Source organism: Imperialibacter sp., from assembly GCF_040222385.1.
Lineage (GTDB): Bacteria > Bacteroidota > Bacteroidia > Cytophagales > Cyclobacteriaceae > Imperialibacter.
In genome coordinates this window covers 303,722-321,786 of record NZ_JAVKDF010000039.1, presented here as the reverse complement: position 1 = coordinate 321,786, position 18,065 = coordinate 303,722, and the positions used below count along the sequence as shown (strand labels likewise).

The following is an 18,065-nucleotide window of genomic DNA, read 5'->3' as shown; positions in this document are numbered from 1 at the left end:
AGTGAGTTTATTGATTCCATAGCATGTTCTAAATTAGTTTCGTTGCACCCTTACCGCATTTAAAATAGCCAACAGCGCCACTCCCACATCAGCAAAGACGGCTTCCCACATGGTGGCTAGACCTCCGGCTCCCAGTGCCAGCACAATAAGCTTCACTCCAAATGCCAGGCCTATATTTTGCCATACGATCCGTTTGGTTTGTTTGCCTATTTGAATAGCAGTAGCAATTTTAGAGGGCTGGTCAGTCTGAATGACCACATCGGCTGTCTCGATAGCGGCATCACTGCCCAAACCACCCATTGCCATGCCTACATCTGCCAGAGCAAGGACGGGAGCATCGTTGATACCGTCCCCCACAAATACAATGACACGGTTGGTATCCTTTTTCAACTCTTCTACTTTTTCCACCTTTTGCTCTGGCAGCAGATCACCAAAGGCTTTATCTATTCCCAGTGATTTTGCCACCTGTTGTGTCACAGCGTCTTTGTCGCCTGATAGCATGACCAGCTCTTTTACACCTGCTTTGTGCAATGCTTCAATCGCCTGTGCAGCATCCTCTTTTAATTCATCTGCTATCACCAAGTAACCGGCATATTTTTGGTCCACTGCTACATGGATGACGGTATTGACCTCTCCGGCAGCATCAGCACAGGTAACAATCCCTTCCTTGTCCATCAGCTTTTGGTTGCCGGTGAGCACATGCTTACCATTTACTTTTCCTTTCAGGCCATGTCCGGCTAATTCTTCCTGTTGTTCGGGTTCTGAAATTTCTCCTCCCTGCTTTTTAGTGTATTCTGTAATGGCTTTTGCGATGGGATGGGTGGATTTGCTTTCCATAGCTGCCGCCAGGCTAAGCCACTCTGTAGTGATACCGTCCATGGTCACGGCCTTCTGAACTTCAAACACTCCCTTGGTAAGTGTTCCAGTTTTGTCCATTACCACGGTATTGACTTTTGTCATGAGGTCAAGAAAGTTGGAGCCTTTGAATAATATGCCTTTGCGGGAGGCTGCCCCAATCCCTCCGAAATAACCAAGCGGAATAGAAATGACCAGCGCACAGGGGCACGAGATCACCAAAAAGATCAAAGCCCTGTAAAGCCAGTCTTCAAACACATAGCTTTCTACAAAGAAATAAGGTAGGAAGACCAGGCCAATGGCCAGAAAGGTAACAATGGGTGTGTAAACCCGTGCAAACCTGCGGATGAACTGCTCGGTTTTTGCCTTGCGTGCGGTAGCGTTCTGCACCAGTTCCAGGATGCGTGCCAGCGAACTTTCATTGAACAGCCTTGTGACTTTCAATTCAATCAGCATGTCGAGGTTCACCATCCCAGCCAGCACATTTTCTCCTTTGTTGTAGGTAGCTGGTTTGCTTTCGCCAGTCAGGGCGGAGGTATTGAAGCTGCTTTTTTCACTGATCATTTCCCCATCGAGAGGTATTTTTTCTCCAGGCTTTACTTGTATGGTTTCCCCGATTTGTACTTCTTCCGGGTGTACGGACACCATTTGCCCGCTTCTATACACAGAGGCAGAATCCGGACGGATATCCAGCAGAGCTTTGATATTACGTTTGGCCCTGTTCACTGCTGCATCCTGAAACAACTCACCGATGGCATAGAAAAGCATTACCGCCACCGCCTCGGGATATTCGCCTATGGCAAAAGCCCCCAGAGTGGCTATTCCCATGAGGAAAAATTCAGTGAACACATCACCTTTCAGTATTGACTTCCAGCCTTTGACCAATACCGGCCAACCCACAGGCAAATAGGCCAGCACATACCAACCGATGCGGATCCAGCCGTGGAAAAATGCAGGCTGTCCCCATTGGTCAGCGGCTATTCCTGCAAGCAGCATGACAAGGCTTACAATACCACTTCCCCAGATTTGCAGGAAAGTGGAGGAGGATTTCTCCCCCTGCTTTTTTGGTTTGCCTGGATGCTGGTCGGTGCTGCAGCAAGCTTTGTCTTCTATATTGTTTGCATTAGTCATACGCTTGTCAGTTTTTTAATGTGTGAAAAAGGAAATGATGCCTGTGATAATGAGGATGCACCCCGAAACCAGCCCGGTATTATGCTCCAGCCTGTGCCAGTTGAAACGGTGCAGACCTTTCTGTGCGAGATACACCCAAAACGTGATCCCTAACACGGAAACGAAGGTGTAGAGCAAGCCCACTGTCATGATCATCGGCCATCCATGAGTACCTGCCATCAGGAAGTAGGCTTCAATTTCCAGGCAGGGCGAAAGAAACATCATAAATACCAGCAAGGTCACCACTTGGGTTGCTCCGGCCTGATCCAGCTTTTGTTTTTCATTGAAGTGAAAATGATGGTGCCTGTGGTGTTGGATGATGAAATAAAACCCTATGGCAATGAGCAAAGCAGGAATGACCCAACGGGTGTAACTGTTAAGCGTTTCTGCCAGTGAAAGGCTGAATAAGCCCAGAAACACGCCCAGCAGAAAGGTACTCAGCGAATGAGCCAAAGCTGCCATAGCCGCAATGCGAACCGTCTTGCTACCTTGCCAGCCAAAACTTTCTTTCAGAGCCAGCACCGGCAGCCAGTGGCTGGGAATCAGCCCGTGGAGGAGGCTGAGCATGATGGTACCAGTGAGCAAGGTGGTCATAGTCTTGTATCAATTTATTTTTTGAATTGATCTATTATTGCCTTCAGGTCTTCTGGGATTTCCATGGGCAAAAGAGGCGGAACATTGGCTCCTCCGGTATTGCCTACAGGTACTTTACCTACAAAGGATTTTACTCCTCCTACAAGTAGCCTAAGAATCTGCCCCCGGATTTCTGCCCAATCCTTGATCATGAAGCCGAACCGGAGCATAAGCCAATGCGCTTCCGAGTGCTGGTATGGATAGGGCTGACCAAGGACGTGCGCCCGCTCCAGATGTCGCCAAGCTTCCTGAAGGTGACGCTTGGCGAGTTTTTCTTTGTACAGAATGAGCTCCTGACGATAGTGTGGTTTGAGGCCCTTAGGCATGGCAGTGTTAAACTTCATAGCGTTAAGTGTTTTATCTGAAAATACGTGTAAACACAATGCACAGTCATTGCAATTTTCATCCTGCACACTTCCCGCAAACACCCTTTACCACCAGGTTGGCTTCTTCGCCCATGAACTTGCTTGGCAGGTCAATTTCAGGGATTTTGTACTTGGGCAAACAGAAGGTTTCACTACACACCCGGCAATGGAAATGTACGTGCAAGTCCCGTTCGATATTGCACTCGCATCCCTCTTCGCACAAGGCGTATTTAGGTGCTCCGGTACCGTCATCTATACTGTGCACCAGTCCGTTTTCCTGAAAGGTCTTCAGGGTGCGGAATAGTGTCACCCTGTCTGACTTTTCAAATGCCTTTTCCAGGTCAGAAAGGCTGATGGCGGCCTCCTGACTGGTCAGGGCTTCCAGCACCAACAGCCGCATGGCTGTTGGTCGGATGTCCTTTTCTTTGAGTTTATTTTCGAGTTCTTTAATCATGTGTCCTTCATTTTAATGCCCGTGTCCTCCTCCTTCTTCTTCGGTATTTTTGGCTTTCGCCAACAAAGTGAAGGCACCTTTGGTTACCAGTTGAATGGCACTCAAGTCCTTCGCTGTATCGGCCAACGAAATCTGCGTATAGCCGTCTTCGGTATATCCCTTGATGACTTCCAGCATTTCAAAATCGTGTACGGTTTCACCGTTCTCTAATTTCTTACCCGCATATGAAAAAATGTATTGTTTGCCGCCAAACCGCACAATGGAGGCTTCCGGGGCAGCAAGCACTTCATTACTGTCGGTTTCGATTCTTGCAGCTACATACATGCCCGGCTTCAGGTCTTCATGCATCTTTTTTAAATGCCCATGTACGGTTACTGAACGGTCTTCCCTAACCCCACTGCCTATCAGGAAGACTTCAGCTTCCCGCCATTCTTCAGGTGAATTTGCCAGGGCAAACCGGATGCGCTGGCCTTCCCTTACCCGTGGGATGTCGTTTTCATATACCGTCAGTTCCACATGCAGATCCTCGGCATTGGTGATGTCCATGATCACATCCTGTGGGTTGATGTACTTGCCTATATTGGTGTACACTTCACGGACCGAGCCTGTTACCGGTGCATAAATATTGACCGAAGCAGATACTGTACCTCCTTCAATTTTAGCAGGATTGAAGCCAATAAGCTTCAACCGTTCTTCCATCGTTTTAATACGGGCCTCATTGGCCAGATAGTCACTTTTGGCCTGTTGGTAGTTTTTGCCGGAAGCTACTTTTTCCTGGTATAATTCCTCCTGCCGTTCAAACTCGGCTTTAAGAAAGTCCCGATTGGCCAGGCCCTCCAAATACTCTTGCTGAAACTGGATGAACTCTGGGTTTTCGATCACAACCAAAAGCTGGCCTTTTTTCACTTTGCTGCCCGGCAGCATTTCGGTATATTTTACAAAGCCACCATAGGGCATATTGATGGAAATATTGCTCTGAGGAGGCACGTCAATTGTTCCATTTACCCGTAGCTCTGAACCGATAACCTTTCTTTCGGCAGTTCCAATCTGAATGGCTGCCTGCTCGTACTGTGCCTCAGTAAGTTCTACCGTATTTTCACCTTCTTCGTGGTGTTCTTCTGTTGTTCCTTCATTTTTTGAACCACAGGAGGCAATAGTCAATCCCAGTATAAAAACCATTGAGATTCTGTTGATGTATTTGATTGTATTTTTCATTTGTTGATTTCTTTTTTATTGAACGCCTGAGATAAACTCAATCTGGATAATGGTCTGGTTGTATTGGTTGAGAATGTCCAGGTAATTGAACCGGACTGTCAATGCCCTGTTAAGTCCCTGGATATACTCCACATAGCCAATTTCCCCGTTTTCAAATCCTTTCTGAGCTTGTTTGAGAATTAGCTCTGCCTGAGGCAGGGCGTTTTGCTCGTAATAGTCGATACTGGTCTGAAATTTTTGGTACTGCTGGATGAGAGACCTTAGCCTGCCTTGCAGTTCGTTGGTCACCGCCTGTAGCCTTGCTTCGTTTTCCTGCTTTTTCAATTCGGCAGCCTTGATGACCGATCCTTGCGACTTGGCACCAAAAATGGGGATGGCTATACCTACCTGAAAACCAGTAAAACGGTCGCTGTAAGTGAAAGTAACCGGATTGCCATCCAAGTCCTGATTTGGACCATTGAGCGACTGGTTGAAATAACCTATTGTGAGATCCGGTAGTAGCCGTGATTTCTCTACCGACTTTTCTCTTTCAGCTACCTCCATTTGTTGGCGGAACCATGCCAGGGTAGGGTTATTGGCAATGCCCTGCGTATCGATTAGTGCACTACTTTCTCTTGCTTCCAGATTGCCAACCGTGATGTCCACCGGACTTTCTACATTGAGTAAGGTTTGTAACTGCGTCTGGTAAATCTCGATATCAGACAAGCTTTGTTGCAGCATGGCCTTGATCTCAGCGACCTGCGATTCGGCTGTGGCCTTTTCAAGCAGGTTGCTTTCCCCTGTTTCGTAGCGAAGGTTGGCAGCCCTTACGAAGCGCTGGTAAATGCTGTCCTGCTCCAGCAACAATTGTCTTTTGCTTTTCTCCAGCCAGAGGAAATACCAGGTTGTTTTTACCTGCTGCACCAGTTCATTTTGGGTGGCGTTTTTTCGCCACTCACTGGCTTCTATTCTCGCTTTGGCCAACTTGCTTTGGTTGGCATAAACCGTAGGAAATTCGATGGATTGAGAGATATTGAACTGGTTGTCATTGTCGTAAATGCTGTTGTACTGCCCGTGTGTAAGACTGAAATTGGTTTTGGACAAATTCCAGCTGGCACCTTTCAAAGCCCTTTCTTGTTGGGTTTGCAGGTCTGCAGCTTTCAGGGTCGGATTGTTTTGGATCGCTACTTGTATCGCCTCATCCAGGGACTGAAAGGAAGCAGGTGATTCCTGGGCCTGGGCTTTGGAAACCTGAATGCTCAGTAAACCAATAACCAACAATGGGGCTACTGCTCCGGGTTTTACTTTAATCCCTCTTTCAAAATAATAGTAAAGGATAGGCAACACAACCAGTGTCAGGAAAGTAGCAGTGATCAACCCGCCAATCACCACGGTGGCCAGTGGACGCTGTACTTCTGCTCCACCTGATTGGGAAAGTGCCATCGGCAGAAAGCCCAGGGAAGCCACGGCAGCCGTCATGATTACCGGGCGCAGACGTACACTTGTGCCTTTGTAAATCCGCTCGAAAATATCTGTGACCCCTTCTTTTTTCAGGTGGTTGAACTCGCTGATCAGTACGATTCCATTCAGTACGGCCACCCCAAATAAGGCAATGAAGCCAACGCCTGCCGATATACTGAAAGGCATATCCCTTAGCCATAAGGCGAAGATGCCCCCGATGGCAGAAAGTGGGATGGCTGTAAAAATGAGGATGCCCTGTTTGATGGAACCAAAAGTGAAATAGAGCAAAACGAAAATCAGTAACAAGGCCAGAGGCACGGCAAAAGCAAGGCGTTCACGGGCTTCCACGAGGTTTTCAAACTGACCTCCGTAGGTAACCGTGTAGCCCGGAGCGAACACTACGGATTCATCAATTTTTTGCCGAAGTTCCGTCACAATGCTTTCTACGTCACGATTACGTACATTGAAAGCTACAATAATTCGTCTGCGGGTGTCGTCCCGCTGGATTTGGTAGGGCCCTTCTTTGATTTCCACTTCTGCCACCTGATGCAGCGGAATCTGGTGTCCATCTTTGCGGGCGATGTAGAGGTTGCGAACTGATTCCACATCCTCCCGGTTGGTCTTATCCAGCCTGACCACAAGGTCAAAACGTCTTTCATTTTCATACACCAATCCTGCGGAAGCCCCGGCAAAGGCTGCCTGTACCGATCGGTTTACATCCCGGATGCTCAGGCCATACTTGGCCAGCTGGTCTCTCTTGTAGTTAATGACAATTTGCGGAACACCAGTTACCTCTTCTATGTACAAATCTTCAGCTCCTTCTACACCAGAAGCTAGCCGTCCTATCTGTTCGGCATACTCCGAAAGCTCATTGAGATCCTCTCCGTATATCTTAACCGCCACATCCTGACGAACCCCTGTCATGAGTTCGTTAAAGCGCATCTGGATGGGTTGCTGAAATCCAAAAGTAACTCCCGGAATGACCTCCAGAGCTTCGGCCATTTTGTTGGCCAGTTCTTCCCTGTTAGAGGCTGTGACCCATTCATCTTTGTTTTTCAGAATCACCATCATGTCAGCAGCTTCTACCGGCATGGGATCGGTTGGAATTTCTCCTGCACCAATTTTTGATACCACCTGCTTTACTTCCGGGAATTGTTCGAGTAGAATTTTTTCCGCCTGGGTAGTAGCTGCAACCGTATTTTGTAAAGAACTCCCTGTAATCACCCGGGTTTCTACCGCAAAGTCGCCTTCCTCAAGTGTTGGAATAAATTCCCCACCCATATTGGAAAACACCCATAGGGAGGTGCCAAATAATCCAAGCGCAATGGCTAACATCAATGGCCGTTTGTGCATCGCCCAACGGATTGTCGGGTCGTACAGCCTGTGAAAGAAAGCCATGATCTTGTCTGAAATATTAGGCTTGTATTCTGTCTTTTTGCTCAGTACAAGTGCCGACATCATGGGCACATAAGTGAGTGAAAGAATAAAAGCCCCAAGAATGGCAAAGCTCACGGTCTGTGCCATAGGGCCAAACATTTTACCTTCAATCCCTACTAAAGCAAGGATGGGTAGATACACGATGAGAATAATGATCTCTCCGAATGCGGCTGAATTCCGAATCTTGCTGGCCGACTGATAAACTTCTTCGTCCATTTCCTGCTGGGTCAGCTTTCTTCCAAGTTTCAATAAACCTAAGTGGTGCAGGGTAGCCTCCACAATGATCACCGCTCCGTCCACAATCAACCCAAAATCAATAGCCCCCAAACTCATCAGGTTGCCCGACACACCAAAGAGGTTCATCATGCCAAAGGCAAAAATGAGCGCAAGGGGAATGACCGATGCTACTATCAAACCTGCACGGAGATTTCCCAGAAGCAGCAACAAAACGAAGATCACAATCAAGGCTCCTTCAGCCAGGTTTTTGCTCACTGTACCGATGGCCGTATTTACCAATTTTGTGCGGTCCAGAAAAGGCTCAATGGTCACGCCTTCAGGTAAAGTTTTGCGGATTTCGGCAATCCGGCTTTTTACATTTTCAATGACTTCCGCTGAGTTTTCTCCTTTTAGCATCATCACTATGGCACTCACCACTTCACCCTCACCATCACGGGTAGTGGCTCCATATCGTACTGCACTGCCAAGCTGTACCTTGGCCACATCTTTTATGAGGACAGGAATCCCATCCTGATTATTTTTGATGAGCATGTTACGGATGTCGTCCATGTCGCTCACCAGGCCTTCGCTTCGGATAAAGTAGGCACTGAGGTTTTTTTCAATGTAAGCCCCTCCGGTATTCTCGTTATTTTCTTCCAATGCCTGGAAAATATCGGCAATGGAAACGTTCATGGCCTTGAGCCTATCCGGGTCTATGGCGATTTCGTATTGCTTGAGGTAGCCGCCAAAGCTGCTTACATCAGCTACCCCTGGAGTACCGAGCAACTGCCTTCGCACAATCCAGTCCTGGATCGTACGTAATTCACGGGCGTCATATTGATCTTCATAACCCGGTTCGGTACCTACCACATATTGATAGATTTCGCCCAATCCGGTGGTGATGGGGGCCATACCCGGCTGACCCACTCCTGGTGGGATTTGGGCTTGTACATCAGTCAGGCGCTCACTTACCTGCTGACGAGCCCAATACACATCCACATCTTCCTTAAACACGATGGTCACCACAGAGAGCCCAAAGCGGGAAAAGGAACGGATCTCGTCCAGCTCCGGGATGGTGGCCATGGTGATTTCGATGGGGAATGTAATTAAACGTTCCACTTCCTCAGCGGCCAGCGAAGGGGAAGCGGTAATGACCTGTACCTGATTGTTTGTAATATCCGGTACGGCATCAATGGGAAGCTGCGTAAGCGAGTAGCCTCCCCAAATGACCAGGCCCAGCGTGAGCAGGCCAATGATCAGTTTGTTTTTGACCGAAAATTGAATGATTTTATCCAGCATTTATTTTGCATTTTGAATCCTGATTTATATAATGAATTGATTGGGCCGAAAATGCCCATCAGAGGGATGCCGGACGGCAATAGAAAAACTACGCTTTACTTCATTGCGCAGTGCTACGAAGTAAAAGGGCTCATTTTAATATGTCCGGTAAATCAGGCCTTGGGAGGCTGGAATGGGGACTCAGAGTATTCGGAGCAAAGGGAAAAACTATAGCGTGTTGCTCTGGTTTCTGTTGTAATGTGAATAGGAGTCATTTCTGCATACCCCCATGGTTGGGCTATGTAAGTGTACCCGTGACAGCACTGGTGCTGACCGTGAAAAGGTAAGTTTTTGTCATGCTCGTCATCATGGTGGCCTTTTGCATTTTGCCCGTCACCATAATGAAAGTCAATAAACTCTGCGAATGAAGTTCCATTATGTTCTGCATATTCCTCGTAGTGTTCAAAAAGCACCGGAAGCTTTGCTAATTCACAACATAAATCCAAAGTAGGTCCCATTGCCTGCATCAGGAACAGAAAGCTGAACGATATGGATAGAATGGAATTCATTTATCTGCAAATATACGCAAAATTAAGGTGCAAGGGTATTGCAAAGCGAGCAAGTACCCTTGGGAGATTCCTAGATAGTTCAGCTTTTCATTCCTTTTTTCAGCAATTGCGCATTAATGGCCACTATGATTGTACTCAGGCTCATGAATACTGCACCTATGGCAGGACTAATCACCAGACCGGGGATAAACCCTGTGGCCAAAGGCAATGCGATGGCATTGTAGCCGGTGGCCCAAATAAGGTTTTGGATCATTTTATTGTAAGTAGCCCTTCCAAATAGAACCAGATTTGCAATGTCTTTTGGGTTACTGTTGACCAGAATGATATCGGCTGTCTCGGCAGCCACATCGGTACCGGAACCTACTGCAATACCTACATTGGCCTGTGCCAGTGCAGGGGCATCATTTACTCCATCACCCGTCATGGCAACAAAGTGCCCTTCTTTTTGGAGTTTCTTAATGATTTCCACTTTTTGGTGTGGAAGCACTTCACTGTAGTAGCCATCCAGCCGGAGTTTTTCACTGACTGCCTTGGCGGTTTTCTCATTGTCTCCGGTAGCCATATAGAGCTTCATGCCCTTTTCCCGAAGGGTTTCGATGGCTTTAGGGCTTTCTTCCCTGATTTGGTCGGACAGGGCTATGAAGCCTACCAGTAGGTTCTCCTGCAGCACATACACAATGGTTTCTGCAGCATCAGATCCTACCTGTTCGGGGATTTTTATTTTGCTTTCTTTCAGGTAGCCGGGGCTGACTACTTTCCAATTTTTTCCCTCGATCTTGCCTTGAATGCCCTTGGCCGTTAGTGATTCAAAATTTTCTACCTTTTTCAATGCCAGGTCTGCCTCTTTCGCTGCTTTCACAATGCCTTGTGCAATTGGGTGCTCCGATTGCTGCTCCAGCGAAGCGGCAAAGGACAGCAGCTCCTTTTTGTCCATATCATTCGAAAGACTCTCATATCGTGAAACACCAAATTTGCCTTCGGTCAACGTGCCTGTTTTGTCAAACACCATTGCGGTAATCTTCCGGGCATTTTCAAAAGCAGTACGGTTGCGGATCAGCAAGCCTTTTCCTGCTGAAACAGCAGTGGAAATGGCTACAACCAGTGGTATGGCCAAACCCAATGCATGTGGACAGGAAATAACCATGACGGTCACCATTCGTTCCAGTGCAAAATCTAACGGCTTACCCAAGCTGATCCAGGTCACCAGCGTAGCTGTACCGGCACCTATGGCAATGAAAGTGAGCCATCTGGCCGCAACATTTGCGAGGTTTTGAGTTTTCGATTTAGCTCTCTGAGCCTCTTCTACCAGCGTGATCACTTTGTTGAGGTAGCTTTCTTTTCCGGTTTTGGACACCTTTACTTTGATGGACTGGCTGCCATTTACCGATCCACCAATGACCTGGTCTCCTTTGGATTTTTTCACCGGCTTGCTCTCACCGGTGAGCATGCTTTCGTTCAGGTGGCTTTCCCCATCCACCACTGTGCCGTCCGCAGGTATTTTCTCATTGGCTTTTATCAGGATGATATCCTCCTTTTTCAGTTGATCAACCTTGATGTCCTTGATTTGGTCTCCTTGTACCAAATGCGCTTCGGAAGGCATCATCTGCACCAGTAATTCGAGCGCTCTTGATGCACCCATGACCGATTTCATCTCGATCCAATGCCCCAACAGCATGATGACAATCAGTGTGACCAGCTCCCAGAAGAAGTCCATCCCTTCCAAACCAAACACCACTGCCGAGCTGTACACGTAGGCCACAGTAATGGCTACTGCAATCAGGGTCATCATACCCGGGTTTTTGTCTTTCAACTCATCCCAAAGTCCTTTGAGAAAAGGCCAGCCCCCATAAAAAAAGACAATGGTGGAAAGCCCAAAAAGGACGTACTGATCACCAAAAAAGGTTAGCTCAAATCCCAGTAATTGTTGGATCATATGAGACAATGCCAGGATTGGCACAGTGAGTACCAGAGATATCCAAAAACGCTTTTTGAAATCCTCGATCATCATGGCATGGTGGTCATGGTGTCCATGCTGATGGTCTGATTTGTTGTTGGTTTGATGCCCTGATGAATGGGACTTTTTAGTCTCGCTACCATGCTCATGATGGTGATGCTTTTGATGGTCGTGGTTATGCTTTTCCATGAGTGAAAATTTTTAGTGTTTAATCTGTTTTAAAGGGAAGGGAAATACTGAGCTTTTCCCATGACATGCGGATAGCACCTGAGCCCTCTCCCTTGTCTTCAATGGTATAAGTTAGTCGTTCGGTAAGTGGCATTTCCGTTTCCGGTGTTACCTCAATTCTGATGACATCCTCTGCCTGATCGTAATTATCGGCCAGGTGCTGCTCCCAATTTTTATTCAGGATCAATGTCCAGCGTTCCTGTCCGGGAATGGTAAAGAATGCATATTTCCCTTTTGGAATCGTAGTTTCTTCGACCTGGATTGCTTTGGAAAATTCAATACTGGTGGCGCTGTGTGCCCCAGTTACCCAAACCTCATCATAAGGTACTAAGCCTCCCCAAATGACCCTACCTCTAACGGCAGGAGAGTGGTACTTGATGGTGATGTGCGTATTACCTACTTCGGCATGAGCCTCCTGCGGGAGACTCTTTTTCGAGTTGTCCGATTGTTCAGTAGGTGCTTTTTCCGGCTGATGGTGTTCATGCCCACCATGTTCGCTTTTTTTGTTTTGGCAGGATGCGATCAGCAATCCCAGTGCAAGTGTGTAAATGAGTTTTTTCATTGTTTTTAGTTTTATGATTTAGATGAATTTTGCATGTGGAGTGCATCATTCAATTTTAATTCTTAGTTCCCTCATAATAGCAAAATGACCCGATCCGGGTGTTGATAAAGCCAGTCTCTTGCACGCCCGAGAAACCGGCCTCACGAATGTAATCAGGCAGCAAACCCTTTACATTGGCCGTTGTTGTTTTGAAACCGTCCAGAAGCTGCACAGTGTAAAAAGCTATGCGCATCCATCGGTTCTTTGCCTTGCCCCAATCGCCAATGATGAGCTTACCGCCTGGCTTCAGGGCACGGTGTATCTCTTTCAAACTTTCCAGTTTGGCCTGATCATCCAACTGATGAAAAACCAGGCAACTGTAGACTTTGTCAAAAGTGTGATCTTCATAAGGAAAGACCGATCCTTCATATAGTTGAAGGTCCAGGTGCAAGTTTTTCTTCTTCAATTTTGAGGAGGCGAGCTCCCTAACCTTTGGATCGATATCCAACCCGTGAAAATGTGACCGGGGAGACTTCTGAGCCGCCAATACCAGATTAGCCCCCGTGCCAAAACCAAATTCAAGAATGCTTTCATCCGGTTGAGGATCCAGCTTCTGTATCAGCAGGTTCCTGAATTTCTTTTCGGGCATGGTCAGCCTTATGGTGGTATCATAAAGGCCAGTAAGGAAATTGTAGCCTAATGCAGGGATGAATTCCTTTTCTTTTTTATGCTCTGTGTTTTTCATATTTTCTCTTAATTGTTTTTGTTCTAATTTTTCCCAGCCTTGGCTGACCAAGCATTTATGTGAGCCGAATGCACAAAAAATGCAGCATTGATCGCCCGGAACAGTAATCTCGCATTCACATCCCTTACAAATGAAGCTATCCAGCCGCTCGTTATAAGGTATTCTGCAAACCTGCTGCTGGCCACATACCGGACAGGTAAGTACCGAATCAAAAAATAACCCAGGCATACTGGTGATTTCAAGTCATTTAATGGTCATGCTCCAGTTCCAAAAATTTACCTTCCGGCCCTACACCTTCTATGTGTACCAATTGTGCTCCGTAATGTCCTGCCTGTGCCACAGCATAAGCAGCGCTCAATAACACAACTGCTACAATAGCCATTGCCCATCTTCTGGATTTGAAAATGAACAGGTTGACCCCTTGCAACAACACTCCAATAAACCCAAGATTGATCGTCCAGTCAGCCCAGAAGTCATGTTGTTCGAGCACGAGCTTGGCATGTTCGGTTAGTCCGTGAGTATGCGGATGGAAGTTTCTGCCAGCTAAGTAAGCAGCTACAAAACCTACCAGCACCAAAGCGAATGCTGTCCACGCCAATTCCCTTTTGATGAAATAGATGTTGACGACCGCCAGAAGGGCTCCCACAATCAGCAATACGATAGCGAAATGGACAATTAGCGGGTGGATTGTAGGAAAATCCGCAAGGTCAGCCGTAACCTTTTTTTCGTGGTGTGCATCTTGTGGATGCGCATCATGGCTGTCTGCCTCGCTGGTATGGGTGTGGTCTTTATGCCCTTCCTCGGTGGAATGAGCATTCATCACGGTATCCGCTTGTTGGGCGGTACTGTCTTGTTTGCTTTTGTGGCCGTCATGAGCCGATACGGTTGCTGTAGCAAATAGTACCAGTACAACTGCTTTTAGAGTATTTTTCATTGTCATATTATTTAGTTGGTTAATGATTGGTCTGTGGTTTTCTTGCTGATGAATGGGTTTGCCATATTTTCCATTGACCGTTTTCTTTTTTCAAAATGCTGGAGGCAACTCCTTTTCGCTCAATAACTGACTTGTCCTTGCTTAGCACAATGGTGTATTTGTAGGTTTCAGTAGCAAAGGCAAATGGCAAAGCGACTTCAATGGCTACTTCATAGTCACTAAACTTGAAAGATTCGAAATGATGGAGCTCCGGGCCCAGGTGGTTGGCCAGATAGTCCTGATATCGGCCTTCAACTTTGCCTGATTCAATAACAATTGATTGCGATACAAATAAATTACCTGTGCCGGTTGTATCGAGGCTTTCAATGGCCTGTTTGTATGATTCCAGGACTTGTTTTACCTGGTTAATTTCATCCGACTGTTGCGCTTGAGTCTTCACGGCCACTATGGCAGCAAGACCAAAAAAAAGCAGTTTCAATTTCATAGATTTTGGGTTAAAGGATTGTTTTTAGTTTTTCTTAAATGCGTTGTAATTAGCCTCTGATTCAAAGTAGGCAACTGCGCCTTGCGGGTTCATCAGCACGATGTAAGCCTCCGATTTATCTACAGGATTACCACTGTACGGATCAATGGCGATCCTTGCACTTTCCAGATTGTTGAGCTTGTCCACGCATCCCTGGCAGCAGCCGTAATAGGTTTTGCCATTGACCGGAACAGGAATCTGTGGTTTGCCCATATAGGCGTCATTGACCATACATACCAAGCCCGGTTCAATTGGAGTCTTTATCTCATCAGTGGCTATACCAACCGATGAGCCTATGCGGTAACCCTGAATCCAAAACACCGCAACAGTAGCTACAACTATCAGTGATACCAAGGTCAGATAAGCCACTAACTTGTCTTTGCTCAATGACTTTGGACTGGCGTTGTGTTTTCTCGTTTTCATCGTATTAAGAGTTTAGTGCCTGATGGAAGAGTGGCGGCAGTGTAGCATGCAAGACTACACCTGCACAGAGGCCACTCTCCAACAGGGCTTTACTTTTTACTTATCTTCCTCTTTTTTCATTTCCTGTTCCAAGAAGAAACAGTGCGCAGCACACGCATGAAGTTTATAGTTTTTGTGTACCGTGCCTTTCTTGTGACCTTCCGGATCCAGAATCTCGCATTTATCCCCAATCGTTTTGGTGCTCAGGATGAAGACTCCATCATTGTTGTAATAGCGGCCATCTTTTTTGGCTTTCCCAAGGGAATTACCTTCGGCATCATACACTTTACCATTTTTGATAAAGCCCAGTTTTTGACCCTGATTGTTAAAGACTATGTCTTCTTTACTGATGTACCCGAGCTTGGTGCCCCGGTCATCCGATACCTCACCTTTTGAATTGATGTGTATTAGGCGTTGTTCCAACTTGCTACTTGGCTGTGCCAAGAGCCCATGTGCTGCCAGCAGCATTCCTCCAAGGAATACGATGCTGAAAATGATGTTCTTTTTCATTTCTCATTGTGTTTGTGCCTAGTGTCAGGATCGGGCTTAACCATATGAGTTGACCCCATCAATAGTACTAGGACTTGTGTTAGTTTATTGTCTCTTTTACACTCCCGCATTTCAGCATTTGGTCACCGAAGTAGGGATTGCGGATTTCCTTTTCGTTGGATAGCCAATAGCCTCCGGTGTTGCCGTTGGCCATGGGGCAGTATTCCAGATAGAGTTCTCCCATGCTGATATCAGCACCCTTCACCAAAGTGGCCACCTCATTGCTTAAGGCGGTAAAAGCCTTTCGCTGGTTTTCCAGTGAACCTGCCTGCGCAACTTTGGCCGCCTCTGCATGGACTTTATCACTTCCCTTTACATTGTGAATCGCTTTCACCAAAGCTTCAGAAGCTGATTTTGCTTTCTGAAAATCAGATGCCACCAAAGCATTCTTCAAATGAATGTAGTGCGTGTAGGAAGAACCCAGTGCCTTGTCTTTGAACATGGGCTCCATCTGTTGGGTACTTGATTGTGCACCATGTGCTGCATGGTCGTGTTGTGCGGTTGCTCCCCAGCTTACTAAAGCCAGACATAGCATGATCATTGTTTTTTTCATTTTTCTATTTGTTTAAAGGTTAAATACTTGAATCAGGGCTAAACCAGTGACTAGAAGAATGACTATTCCCCAAGTAATCCGGCTGACCCATTTTTTTATTGTTGAGGGGGTTTTTTCATCCCCGGTTTTACAGCATTCCTTCATTTTATTATTGATTTTACTTCACCACATGATAGCATAGCTTCACCGAAGTATGGGTTTTTGATCACCTCAGACAGGCTTAGCCAATAGGCTCCTTTGTTGTCATCTGCCATTGGGCAGAAATCCACATACAATGGCTCATCCATCGGATTGAACGCCTGGCTCATGGCAATTAAAATGTTTGAGACTTGCTGAAAGGATTTTCGCACTTCATCCAGGCTTTTTTGATGAGGTATGTGTTGCAAGGCATTACCCATATCGCTGCTGTATTTCATCCACACATCATGTGACTCTCCGGGAAAGAGCGACATGTTGATTGCTGAAAGGGACTTGCTTACATCAGCGGATGCTTTTTGGCCGGCAGCTAAATCATCTAAACTCAATGCATCTTTCATAGCCATATAGGCCATATAAACCGGTCGAAGAGCGGTTTTCGCTTGGTCACTAATCGCAAGTTCTTTGGGTTTGCCCTGATGGGTGGCATGATCGGACTGGGTAGCAGATTCAGGCGCAGCAGTACCGCCATGATTGCTGTGACCCGTCATGGCAACTCCTCCTTCAGGCCGCATCATGCTTGGCTTGCCAGCCAGCTGAGCAGCAGCATCTATGCTAAATGTGCCATTCACCGCTATTTCATCCCCTTCCTGTAATCCATTTTCTACGATGAAGCTTTCCCCCAATGCAGCACCTAATGTCACATCACGCATGAGGAAACTGACTCCTTTGCCCGAAGTGCTTTTTACATAGACTACCGACCGCTTTCCAGTCCACATCACAGCGGTTTTAGGAACCACAAGTTTGTCTGACTTAGCAGGTAAGGTTGCTTCTACTGTGCCGGAGGCAAACATTTCAGGCTTGAGTCGCTGACCTGCATTGGAGATTTCTACTCTCGCTTTGGCGACCCTTGTTTTCGGGTCGATCACAGGATCGAGGTAGCTTACTTTACCCGAAAATGTTTCACCGGGTAAAGAAGCGATGGTGAAACTTACCTTGTCTCCTTTGTTGATCCAGGACATGTCTGATTCATATACATCAAACAATAGCCATACTTTTGAGAGATCCGCAATTTCATAGATTGCCTCGCCTTTGCGCACATAGTCACCCAGGTTTACTTTTTTCTCAGTCACATAACCAGAAACATCTGCTGTAATGGCAAATTCTTCCTTTATGCTTCCTCTTTGGATAATCTCATCAATTTGGGAGTCTGACAGCTTCCAGTTTTTCAATTTTTCCTTTGCGGCACTGAAAAGCTGCGGTTGCGTTTCTTTGATTTTTTGCGCTTCAAACAATTCCTCCTGAGCGGTGACCAGATCAGGTGAGTAAACAGCAGCGATCGTTTGACCTTTTCGCAAAAATTCACCGGTAAAATTGACTGTCAGTTTTTCTATCCTCCCGGGTATGTGAGAAGATTGGGAATAAACCAAACGCTCATCAGCCTGTACTTTTCCGTTCAGGCGGACCATTTTTACCGGATTCATGGTGCCCACCACGGCAGTACTCACGTTTGCCAATTGCATGGCCGTTGGCGACATGGATATCGCCATGGGGTCAAGTTGTTCATCTTGCTCATTATCTAGCGGAATTAAATCCATTCCACAAATAGGGCAATCCCCCGGTTCACTTTGACGGATCTGAGGGTGCATGGAGCAAGTCCAGACAGCCTCACCTGCAACTTCCGTAGTGTGCTGGTGCTCTTCATCCGTTTTGCCTTCAGACGAACCACCAAAAATCAACCACCCCAGCAATAGTCCTATTGCCAGTGTTGATAATGCTATGATTATTGTTTTTCTATTCGTTTTCATT

The 18,065-nt window shown here is 46.7% G+C and carries 16 protein-coding genes; all 16 read right to left on the bottom strand.

Annotation, left to right across the window (positions count from 1 at the left end):
* Window positions 1-33 precede the first annotated feature (33 nt).
* Entirely contained in the window at window positions 34-1,986 is a 1,953-nt protein-coding gene (locus tag RIG68_RS21120) for a heavy metal translocating P-type ATPase (RefSeq protein WP_349530784.1), read from the bottom strand.
* A gap of 15 nt (window positions 1,987-2,001) precedes the next feature.
* On the bottom strand, window positions 2,002-2,619 hold the full coding sequence (locus RIG68_RS21115) for a hypothetical protein (protein ID WP_349530783.1): 618 nt from the start codon (window positions 2,617-2,619) through the stop codon (window positions 2,002-2,004).
* 14 nt (window positions 2,620-2,633) lie between these two features.
* Window positions 2,634-3,002, bottom strand: coding sequence for a DUF3703 domain-containing protein (locus tag RIG68_RS21110; RefSeq protein ID WP_350126864.1), 369 nt, complete (start codon window positions 3,000-3,002; stop codon window positions 2,634-2,636).
* Window positions 3,003-3,060: 58 nt separating this feature from the next.
* Complete coding sequence (locus RIG68_RS21105; RefSeq protein WP_349530781.1) at window positions 3,061-3,477, bottom strand: Fur family transcriptional regulator; 417 nt, start codon at window positions 3,475-3,477, stop codon at window positions 3,061-3,063.
* 12 nt (window positions 3,478-3,489) lie between these two features.
* On the bottom strand, window positions 3,490-4,692 hold the full coding sequence (locus tag RIG68_RS21100; protein ID WP_350126861.1) for an efflux RND transporter periplasmic adaptor subunit: 1,203 nt from the start codon (window positions 4,690-4,692) through the stop codon (window positions 3,490-3,492).
* A 15-nt stretch (window positions 4,693-4,707) separates the two neighbouring features.
* A complete protein-coding gene (locus RIG68_RS21095) occupies window positions 4,708-9,084 on the bottom strand; it encodes a CusA/CzcA family heavy metal efflux RND transporter (RefSeq protein WP_350126858.1) in 4,377 nt (1,458 codons plus the stop codon).
* 152 nt (window positions 9,085-9,236) lie between these two features.
* The gene (locus tag RIG68_RS21090) at window positions 9,237-9,632 is read right to left on the bottom strand and encodes a hypothetical protein (protein ID WP_350126855.1); all 396 of its coding nucleotides are present in this window, start codon (window positions 9,630-9,632) and stop codon (window positions 9,237-9,239) included.
* Window positions 9,633-9,711: 79 nt separating this feature from the next.
* Entirely contained in the window at window positions 9,712-11,775 is a 2,064-nt protein-coding gene (locus RIG68_RS21085; protein ID WP_350126852.1) for a copper-translocating P-type ATPase, read from the bottom strand.
* A gap of 19 nt (window positions 11,776-11,794) precedes the next feature.
* On the bottom strand, window positions 11,795-12,376 hold the full coding sequence (locus tag RIG68_RS21080) for a DUF2911 domain-containing protein (protein WP_350126849.1): 582 nt from the start codon (window positions 12,374-12,376) through the stop codon (window positions 11,795-11,797).
* A 55-nt stretch (window positions 12,377-12,431) separates the two neighbouring features.
* The gene (locus RIG68_RS21075) at window positions 12,432-13,100 is read right to left on the bottom strand and encodes a class I SAM-dependent methyltransferase (RefSeq protein ID WP_350126846.1); all 669 of its coding nucleotides are present in this window, start codon (window positions 13,098-13,100) and stop codon (window positions 12,432-12,434) included.
* A 247-nt stretch (window positions 13,101-13,347) separates the two neighbouring features.
* Window positions 13,348-14,034 (bottom strand): DUF2231 domain-containing protein, encoded by a 687-nt coding sequence (locus RIG68_RS21070; RefSeq protein ID WP_350126843.1) that lies wholly within the window; start codon window positions 14,032-14,034, stop codon window positions 13,348-13,350.
* 19 nt (window positions 14,035-14,053) lie between these two features.
* The gene (locus tag RIG68_RS21065) at window positions 14,054-14,518 is read right to left on the bottom strand and encodes a nuclear transport factor 2 family protein (protein ID WP_221444439.1); all 465 of its coding nucleotides are present in this window, start codon (window positions 14,516-14,518) and stop codon (window positions 14,054-14,056) included.
* A 24-nt stretch (window positions 14,519-14,542) separates the two neighbouring features.
* Window positions 14,543-14,980 (bottom strand): hypothetical protein, encoded by a 438-nt coding sequence (locus RIG68_RS21060; RefSeq protein ID WP_350126840.1) that lies wholly within the window; start codon window positions 14,978-14,980, stop codon window positions 14,543-14,545.
* A gap of 96 nt (window positions 14,981-15,076) precedes the next feature.
* Window positions 15,077-15,529 carry a 5-fold beta-flower protein gene (locus RIG68_RS21055; protein ID WP_350126837.1) on the bottom strand — a complete coding sequence of 151 codons (453 nt, stop codon included), beginning with the start codon at window positions 15,527-15,529 and terminating at the stop codon, window positions 15,077-15,079.
* A 79-nt stretch (window positions 15,530-15,608) separates the two neighbouring features.
* A complete protein-coding gene (locus RIG68_RS21050) occupies window positions 15,609-16,121 on the bottom strand; it encodes a DUF3347 domain-containing protein (RefSeq protein WP_350126834.1) in 513 nt (170 codons plus the stop codon).
* Window positions 16,122-16,261: 140 nt separating this feature from the next.
* Window positions 16,262-18,064, bottom strand: coding sequence for an efflux RND transporter periplasmic adaptor subunit (locus RIG68_RS21045; RefSeq protein ID WP_350126831.1), 1,803 nt, complete (start codon window positions 18,062-18,064; stop codon window positions 16,262-16,264).
* Window position 18,065 lies beyond the last annotated feature (1 nt).

Excerpts from the sequence above, each read along its gene's own strand:
- RIG68_RS21120 (WP_349530784.1), bottom strand. The coding sequence starts at position 1,986 with ATGACTAATGCAAACAATATAGAAGACAAAGCTTGCTGCAGCACCGAC.
- RIG68_RS21115 (WP_349530783.1), bottom strand. The coding sequence starts at position 2,619 with ATGACCACCTTGCTCACTGGTACCATCATGCTCAGCCTCCTCCACGGG.
- RIG68_RS21110 (WP_350126864.1), bottom strand. The coding sequence starts at position 3,002 with ATGAAGTTTAACACTGCCATGCCTAAGGGCCTCAAACCACACTATCGT.
- RIG68_RS21105 (WP_349530781.1), bottom strand. The coding sequence starts at position 3,477 with ATGATTAAAGAACTCGAAAATAAACTCAAAGAAAAGGACATCCGACCA.
- RIG68_RS21100 (WP_350126861.1), bottom strand. The coding sequence starts at position 4,692 with ATGAAAAATACAATCAAATACATCAACAGAATCTCAATGGTTTTTATA.
- RIG68_RS21095 (WP_350126858.1), bottom strand. The coding sequence starts at position 9,084 with ATGCTGGATAAAATCATTCAATTTTCGGTCAAAAACAAACTGATCATT.
- RIG68_RS21090 (WP_350126855.1), bottom strand. The coding sequence starts at position 9,632 with ATGAATTCCATTCTATCCATATCGTTCAGCTTTCTGTTCCTGATGCAG.
- RIG68_RS21085 (WP_350126852.1), bottom strand. The coding sequence starts at position 11,775 with ATGGAAAAGCATAACCACGACCATCAAAAGCATCACCATCATGAGCAT.
- RIG68_RS21080 (WP_350126849.1), bottom strand. The coding sequence starts at position 12,376 with ATGAAAAAACTCATTTACACACTTGCACTGGGATTGCTGATCGCATCC.
- RIG68_RS21075 (WP_350126846.1), bottom strand. The coding sequence starts at position 13,100 with ATGAAAAACACAGAGCATAAAAAAGAAAAGGAATTCATCCCTGCATTA.
- RIG68_RS21070 (WP_350126843.1), bottom strand. The coding sequence starts at position 14,034 with ATGAAAAATACTCTAAAAGCAGTTGTACTGGTACTATTTGCTACAGCA.
- RIG68_RS21065 (WP_221444439.1), bottom strand. The coding sequence starts at position 14,518 with ATGAAATTGAAACTGCTTTTTTTTGGTCTTGCTGCCATAGTGGCCGTG.
- RIG68_RS21060 (WP_350126840.1), bottom strand. The coding sequence starts at position 14,980 with ATGAAAACGAGAAAACACAACGCCAGTCCAAAGTCATTGAGCAAAGAC.
- RIG68_RS21055 (WP_350126837.1), bottom strand. The coding sequence starts at position 15,529 with ATGAAAAAGAACATCATTTTCAGCATCGTATTCCTTGGAGGAATGCTG.
- RIG68_RS21050 (WP_350126834.1), bottom strand. The coding sequence starts at position 16,121 with ATGAAAAAAACAATGATCATGCTATGTCTGGCTTTAGTAAGCTGGGGA.
- RIG68_RS21045 (WP_350126831.1), bottom strand. The coding sequence starts at position 18,064 with ATGAAAACGAATAGAAAAACAATAATCATAGCATTATCAACACTGGCA.